Here is a 7,296-nt window from a genome sequence, read left to right as displayed (position 1 = left end):
TGGTATAATACCCAAAGATTACATTCTAGTTTAGGATATCTCTCACCGCTAGAAATGGAAATAAAATTGAGAGGAATTATTAAAAAAGTAGCTTAAGAAAATAGTCACAAATTTATTAGCTACTCCACTACCTTAATTATTGATAAAAAATCTTCTTGATTAAGAGAGTTGTATTTAGGGTTATTATAAAGAATTCTCGTGTTTTCAATAATTTTTAGTTGTAGGTCAAATATTTCATCAGGAATTTCAATATTTTCATTTTTTAAACTAAGTTTTAAATCTGAAGTTTTTTCTGATTTATTTTGCAATTTTGTTAATTTATCAATAACATCATAATCAACTGAATTCTTTAATTCAGCCATTTTCGATGTTAGTTCAATATGCTTAGCAAAATACTCTTCTAATGTTTGTGTTACTAAATCTTCTGATATGTTATCTTGGCTACAAGATGCAAATAACATTAGTGAAGCAAGAAACATTGCAAAATATGGTTTTCTTAAAGTTTTTAAAACATTCATAATTTTTAGTCAACCTATTTCAGGAAAGTACATCTGTCAAATGGCTACCAACGTTGTTGTATAAGGTTAGTTGCGTGTTTTAAGCAACTAATTTAGTATATAAACCACGAACCAATAAAGTCCGTTTGGACTTTCGTAAATAGGGCTAAAACCAGCAATTAATTTTATAAGGTGTTAGCTGTAGTTTTTAATTCGTTATTATTCTTGTTGATGGCAACATTTGCTTAAGAGAGTTTAACTCATCATCGGAATAGTCATTTCCTCGTATTGTCAAATCGTTTAGAGTATCCGATAAGTTGATCATAGTTGACGGAAATAGACTAATATTATTATAGCTCAAATCTATTTCAGAAATTTTAGGCAAATCACCAAAGCTGTCTGGGATTGTAGTTATATCATTTTGGTATGCTTTAAAAGTTTTTAAGCTTTCCAAGTTTCCAAAACTGTCAGGTATTTCTTTTAGGTTCATACTATTTATCGATAACCATTCTAAATTTTTCAAATTTCCAAAATCTGTAGGAAGGTATTCTAAACTTCCATGTAATTGTAGGCTTTTTAAATTTGTAAGGTTAGTAAAGGAATTTGGCAAAGTCAAAAAACTTCCAGCAATCCTGACCTTTTCGAGACTGATTAAATTACCGAAGTTATCTGGCAACTGATTTATTGCACTTCCTCCAGTAATTTCCAAATCTTTGAGGCTAGCCAAATCTGCAAAGCTATTTGGTAAAGATTGATAATTTCCAAATAACCATAAAGTTTCTAAATTAGTAAGTTTCCCAAAATCATCAGGTAATGCTGCCTGCCCAGAATTTATAAAGAAAAAACAAAATTTTAGGCTTTCTAAATTAGAAAATGACTCAGGAATATTTTGGAGCAATGCAGGACCTCTTAAAGTTTCAAGTTTTTTCAAATTCCCAAAATTGTCAGGTAATTTATTTAGTATATTGCCTTCGAGGTCTAAATAATTCAGTTCGGTTAGATTGCTAAAACTTTCAGGAATATTATTTATTCCCATACTTGATAGCTTTAAATATCTCATTTTTGTTAAGTTACCAAAACTATCTGGTAAAGAAGGTAGTACTTTGCTATCTTGATTGTTGTAAATAATTAAAGTTTCAAGTTTTGATAAGTTACCAAAATTTTCAGGCAAACTACTTATTGCATTATGAGCCATGTCAAGTACTTCTAAATCATGATATTTTGAGGTTATAACTTCTGGAAAAACATAAAAACCATCTCCAGAAAGGTCTAGTTTTTTTAGATGTATAAGTGATTGTAATGCAGGGAAAAGATTTATGTCTCTAAATATCCACCCTCTACCATCTGCACTCATGTTTAATTCAATAACGTTACCATTATTATCTTTTTTATATCTCCATTCACTAGCATTTAAATCCTCAAGAGCTTCATCTTGTTGATACTCACCAGCGTTAAATGTGATTGTTGTTGATGCTGATTTACTTCCATACCAAGTTGTCCAAGTTAGTTTACAAGTTTTATTTTCTAAACCATAGAATCTTATTGCAGGAGAATTTATATCTTCCCATCCTGAATTATAGTAAAATGGATAAAATGAATGATAATCGCCCTCAAAAGTCCATTCTCCTTTGTCATAATATTTTGCTTCAAGTAATAATCTAGACTTATAAAATTCAGGACTAGTATTTATGATTTCTGTTTTTAAAGGAGCAAAGGTAACTGTTGTGGTATCAGTAGCTGTTTTTCCTAAACTTGTTAAACTCCAAACCAATTTATATTCTTCATCAGGAAGTCCGTGGAAAATAGTTTTTGGATTCTTATCATCATCGAAGAAAACTTTTTCATCAACTAATCCACTGTAAATTGTCCAAATACCACTTTCATTTGATTTCAATATATCTGCATTTAAATCGACCTCAAATTCATCTACATTAAAAAAATCGCTTCCAGCGTTAGTTAAAAAAGGAGGCTCTTGATTCTCAATGTTTTCGTCATCTTTTTGACAACTTCCAAAAAATATAATTGTGATAAATAATAATATGAATTTTCTCATTTTGTTTAAATTACAGCCAACACAAGTATATCATCATTGTAGATATACCACATATAGTTTATAACTCATAAGTTACTCTTTTCACTTAAGTTACACAAATCACTTTCTATCTATAAATAGTTGTATTTTCAAAAAGGTACTTCAGTAAATTATAAATAAATTCAAATTAAAGGTTGCTCAATTTAAAAATCTACCTTATTTTTGTAACTCAATGAAAAATACACAAAACATATCTTGGTGGTGGAACTCTCTTAATTTATAAGTGAGAATTAAACCTATATGTAATAAATATAAAAAAGGCTTATCTCACGATAAGCCTTTTCGTTTTTTAATAAACGTCATTACAAGGAGTTTACAACAAAGTAATCTCTTTATATAAACAGATTGTCGCAGCAAACGTAAAACTTGCTTCGCAATGAGATAATAGCATCATGAAAAAAATAAATTTCAAAACAATTCATAAAACAAAGATTGCAGACACAGTTACACCAGTAGGTTTGTACTTGCGTTTTAGAGACAAATACGCCAACACTTTATTACTAGAAAGTTCAGATTATCATAGTAAAGAAGAAAGTTTCTCATATATTGCTGTAGAACCAATTGTTACGATGAAAGTAGATGATGATCAGTTTTCTGTTACTCATAAAGGGGCAGAAATTGATGCACAGGCCATTAACAAAAACTTTTATCAGTTATTCGATAAGTTTACAAATTCTATTGATTTAGACTGTCCTGCGGAATTAAAGTCATTCAACGGTTTGTATGGTTATTCAACATTTGATGCTGTTCAATATTTCGAAAACATTAAATTCACAAACAAGAAAGCACCTTCTGCGATTCCGGAAATGCAATACAGTTTCTACCGATTTATTATTGCGATCAATCATTTTAATGATGAAATGACCTTGATAGAGAATATTGAAGAAGGAACGGAATCTCGCATTAAAGAGGTGCAAACAATTATTGATGCACAAGCATTCAATACACAAAAGTTTGAAACCGTAGGAGAGGAAACTTCAAATGTTACAGGAGAAGAGTTTAAAGAATATGTAAGACAAGCAAAAACGCATTGTAAAAGAGGAGACGTCTTTCAGTTGGTATTATCACGCCAATTTCAACAAAAATTTAAAGGAGATGAGTTCAATGTGTATAGAGCGTTGCGTTCTATCAATCCGTCGCCTTATTTATTTTATTTCGATTACGGTTCTTTCAAATTAATGGGTTCTTCACCAGAAGCACAGATTAAAATATCAGGCGGAAAAGCGACTATCAACCCGATTGCTGGTACGTTTCGAAGAACGGGTGATACAGCAGAAGATCTAAAGTTGGGTAAAAAATTATCCGAAGATAAAAAGGAAACGGCAGAACACGTAATGTTGGTAGATTTGGCGCGAAATGATTTAAGCAAACATGCCGATAAAGTTACGGTAGAAGTATTTAAAGAAGTGCAATATTTTAGCCACGTTATTCATTTGGTTTCTACGGTTAGAGGAAAAATTAAAGGAAATCCGATTGCCATTGTTGGAGACACTTTTCCTGCCGGAACGTTAAGTGGTGCACCAAAATACAAAGCAATGGAACTAATTAACAAATACGAAAATCAAACCCGTGGCTTTTACGGTGGTGCCGTCGGAATTATCGGTTTAGATGGTTCTGTAAATTTAGCGATTGCCATCCGTTCGTTTGTTAGTAAAAACAACGTTTTGTATTCGCAAGCAGGTGCAGGAATCGTAATTCATTCCGACGAAGCAAAAGAATTACAAGAAGTAAATAATAAGTTAGCAGCATTAAATAAAGCGTTAATTTTAGCAGAGAATATTTAGGGCGTTCGAGCGGGCTTTCCACTATATCTTTTTTCCGAAAAAGAAAAAAGTATGCCGTTTCAATCCCTAACGCAAAAGTGAGTATTAAGTCATTATTAGGAGTTTACAGAGTTTGTGCAGAGTTTGTCAAAGTAAAGTAATCTCTCATTTAATAACAGATTGCCACAGCAAATGAAAAATTTGCTTCGCAATGACAATTAGAAAAAAAATGAAAATATTAATTTTAGATAATTACGATTCTTTTACCTATAATTTGGTGCACATGGTAGAGAAAATTACAGGAAATTTTCCTGCAGTTTTTAGAAACGATGAAATCAGTATTGCAGCTGTAGGAAACTATGATATGATTATGTTATCTCCAGGACCAGGAATTCCTGAAGAAGCAGGAATCTTAAAAGAGGTAATTAAAACCTATGCAGGTGTAAAACCAATTTTTGGAGTTTGTTTAGGTTTACAAGCAATTACAGAAGTTTTCGGAGGAAAAATAATCAATTTAGAAGATGTTTTTCATGGTGTTGCTACAGAAATGCAAGTAACAGATAAAAACGCAATTATTTTTAAAGAGGTTCCAGAAACATTTTTAGCAGCACGTTACCATTCTTGGGTAGCAACAGACGAGGGTTTTCCAGAAGAAATACAAGTAACCGCAAGAGATGAAGATGGATTAATTCAAGCCATTCAGCATAAAATATTTCCAATTTCTGCAGTTCAGTTTCATCCAGAATCTATTTTAACAGATGTTGGAGAGCAATTGGTAAGGAATTTTATTAATGCGAATAAATAAACGTCAGTACGAGGTACGAAGCCATCTTTTAATGATGAGATTGCTTCTTGCCTCACAATGATAAGTAAGAATTATGAAAACAATTTTAAACAAATTATATAAGCACGAAAGATTGTCTAAACCTGAAGCAAAACAAATCTTAAAAGATATTGCTGCAGAGAAATACAATGACGCACATTTAGCGTCATTTATGACTGTTTTTATGATGCGTCCTATTACAGCAGAAGAACTGGCTGGTTTTAGAGATGCGTTAATGGAATTGGCTATAAAAATAGACGTATCAGATTATAACACCATTGATATTGTTGGCACTGGTGGTGATGGAAAAGATACTTTCAATATCTCAACCTTAACCTCTTTTATCGTGGCAGGAACCGGACAAAAAGTAGCAAAACACGGTAATTATTCGGTGTCTTCTCAGTCTGGTTCTTCAGATATGTTAGAAAGTTTCGGGTACAACTTTACCAATGATGAAGGCGTTTTAAGAGAACATTTAGAGAAAGCAAATATTTGCTTTTTACATGCTCCTAAATTTCACCCAGCAATGAAAGCTGTTAGTGGTACAAGAAAAGCATTGGCGTTAAAAACATTCTTTAATATGTTAGGTCCTTTGGTAAACCCAAGTTCACCCCAAAACCACATGTTAGGAACTTTTAATTTGGAAATTGCACGTTTGTACAATTACATTTTACAAGAAGAAGATAGCAATTACGGAATTATTCATGCATTAGATGGGTATGATGAAATCTCCCTAACAGGCGGGTTCAAGTTCTTTACTAAAAACGGAGAACAAATTATAAATCCAGAAGATTTAGGACAGAAAAGAATTCAGCAATCAGAAATTTTTGGAGGAAACTCTGTTGCAGATGCCGCGAAGATTTTTAAATCGATTTTAGAAGGAAAAGGTACAGAAGCACAAAACAATGTGGTGTTAACAAATGCTGCGTTTGCGTTAACTATTGTAAACGAAACAAAAAGTTTTGATGTTGCTTTTGAAGAAGCAAAAGAGTCACTTTTTGGGTTGAAAGCGAAACAAACATTAGATAAATTAGTAAGTCTTTAAGATGGCAAAAAAGAAAAGTAATTTAATTTCAATCATACCTGCATTCTTTTTTATGGGAACAGCAATTGGAGTTCAAGTAGGGGATATTATTAAATATTCTATTGTTGGATTAATCGTTGGAGTTATCGTTTACTTTTTTTTGAGCTATAGAAATAAAAGAATAAATAATAAATAAAAAGTTGTCATTCCGAAGAATTAACGACTGAAGAAATCTTTAAGTTAAAAGAACAGATGGCTTCGTTCCTCGCAATGACAGAATATATAAGAAATGACAATACTAGATAAAATAATCGCGTTTAAAAAGAAGGAAATAGCAAAGATAAAGGCAGAAGTTCCTATCAAAAAATTAGTTGAAAGTCCGAATTTTGCAAGAGAAGTTTTTTCACTAAAGAAATCTTTATTAGAAGTTGGTTCTACAGGTATTATTGCAGAGTTTAAGCGTCAATCACCTTCCAAAGGTATCATTAACGACAAGGCAACTATTGCGGAGGTTACTAACGGATATTTAGATGCAAACGTTGCTGCACAATCAATCTTAACAGATACTTCTTTTTTTGGAGGCTCGATGGCAGATTTGATGGAGGCGAGAATCATCAATCAACAAAAACCAATTTTAAGAAAAGATTTTATTGTTGACGGTTTTCAAATTGTAGAAGCAAAAGCAATCGGAGCAGATGTTATTTTATTAATTGCTTCTTGTTTAACTTCCGAAGAATTAAAAAACTACGGAAACTTGGCAGCAGATTTAGGTTTGGAGGTTTTGTATGAAGTGCACACGCAGCAAGATTTAGATAAAATTAATAATTTAGATAATAAAATTATTGGAATTAATAATAGAAATTTAAACACTTTTGAAGTTGATTTAGAAAACTCTATTAAGTTAGCTGGTCAAATACCAGATACTTGTATAAAAGTTTCTGAAAGTGGAATTTCTGACCCGAAAATTATTACAGGATTAAAAGAGTTTGGTTTTCAAGGTTTTTTAATTGGAGAAAATTTTATGAAAACGGAAAATCCAGGAGAAGCTTGTCAGGAATTTATAAGTCAGATTAGATAAAAGTGTAACTGTGTACTTG

Annotated in this window: 7 protein-coding genes; 5 read left to right on the top strand and 2 right to left on the bottom strand. The window is 31.7% G+C overall.

Annotation, left to right across the window (positions count from 1 at the left end; translation table 11 throughout):
- Positions 1 to 119: 119 nt before the first annotated feature.
- Positions 120 to 518 (bottom strand): hypothetical protein, encoded by a 399-nt coding sequence (locus tag ES045_RS14155; protein ID WP_147116928.1) that lies wholly within the window; start codon positions 516 to 518, stop codon positions 120 to 122.
- Positions 519 to 705: 187 nt separating this feature from the next.
- On the bottom strand, positions 706 to 2,550 hold the full coding sequence (locus ES045_RS14150) for a leucine-rich repeat domain-containing protein (protein WP_147116927.1): 1,845 nt from the start codon (positions 2,548 to 2,550) through the stop codon (positions 706 to 708).
- A gap of 431 nt (positions 2,551 to 2,981) precedes the next feature.
- Here ES045_RS14150 and ES045_RS14145 point away from each other — a divergent pair, with 431 nt between their 5' ends.
- The 5 genes from ES045_RS14145 (at position 2,982) to trpC (ending at position 7,277) form a co-directional block, all read left to right on the top strand.
- Positions 2,982 to 4,373 (top strand): anthranilate synthase component I family protein, encoded by a 1,392-nt coding sequence (locus ES045_RS14145; protein WP_147116926.1) that lies wholly within the window; start codon positions 2,982 to 2,984, stop codon positions 4,371 to 4,373.
- Positions 4,374 to 4,581: 208 nt separating this feature from the next.
- Positions 4,582 to 5,157, top strand: coding sequence for an anthranilate synthase component II (locus ES045_RS14140; RefSeq protein ID WP_147116925.1), 576 nt, complete (start codon positions 4,582 to 4,584; stop codon positions 5,155 to 5,157).
- A 73-nt stretch (positions 5,158 to 5,230) separates the two neighbouring features.
- Positions 5,231 to 6,220, top strand: coding sequence for an anthranilate phosphoribosyltransferase (gene trpD / locus ES045_RS14135; RefSeq protein WP_147116924.1), 990 nt, complete (start codon positions 5,231 to 5,233; stop codon positions 6,218 to 6,220).
- 1 nt (position 6,221) lies between these two features.
- Positions 6,222 to 6,395 carry a hypothetical protein gene (locus ES045_RS16465; protein WP_189663113.1) on the top strand — a complete coding sequence of 58 codons (174 nt, stop codon included), beginning with the start codon at positions 6,222 to 6,224 and terminating at the stop codon, positions 6,393 to 6,395.
- 93 nt (positions 6,396 to 6,488) lie between these two features.
- Positions 6,489 to 7,277: an indole-3-glycerol phosphate synthase TrpC gene (gene trpC, locus ES045_RS14130; protein ID WP_147116923.1), complete on the top strand. Its 789-nt coding sequence runs from the start codon at positions 6,489 to 6,491 to the stop codon at positions 7,275 to 7,277.
- Positions 7,278 to 7,296 lie beyond the last annotated feature (19 nt).

This window comes from Polaribacter sp. IC073 (assembly GCF_007997075.1).
Lineage (GTDB): Bacteria > Bacteroidota > Bacteroidia > Flavobacteriales > Flavobacteriaceae > Polaribacter.
Note: the sequence above shows the minus strand (reverse complement) of the source record. Positions and strands in the feature narration are given on the sequence as shown.

Coding starts and splice junctions, on each gene's coding strand:
- ES045_RS14140 (WP_147116925.1), top strand. CDS start 4,582: ATGAAAATATTAATTTTAGATAATTACGATTCTTTTACCTATAATTTG.
- ES045_RS14155 (WP_147116928.1), bottom strand. CDS start 518: ATGAATGTTTTAAAAACTTTAAGAAAACCATATTTTGCAATGTTTCTT.
- ES045_RS14145 (WP_147116926.1), top strand. CDS start 2,982: ATGAAAAAAATAAATTTCAAAACAATTCATAAAACAAAGATTGCAGAC.
- trpC (WP_147116923.1), top strand. CDS start 6,489: ATGACAATACTAGATAAAATAATCGCGTTTAAAAAGAAGGAAATAGCA.
- trpD (WP_147116924.1), top strand. CDS start 5,231: ATGAAAACAATTTTAAACAAATTATATAAGCACGAAAGATTGTCTAAA.
- ES045_RS14150 (WP_147116927.1), bottom strand. CDS start 2,550: ATGAGAAAATTCATATTATTATTTATCACAATTATATTTTTTGGAAGT.
- ES045_RS16465 (WP_189663113.1), top strand. CDS start 6,222: ATGGCAAAAAAGAAAAGTAATTTAATTTCAATCATACCTGCATTCTTT.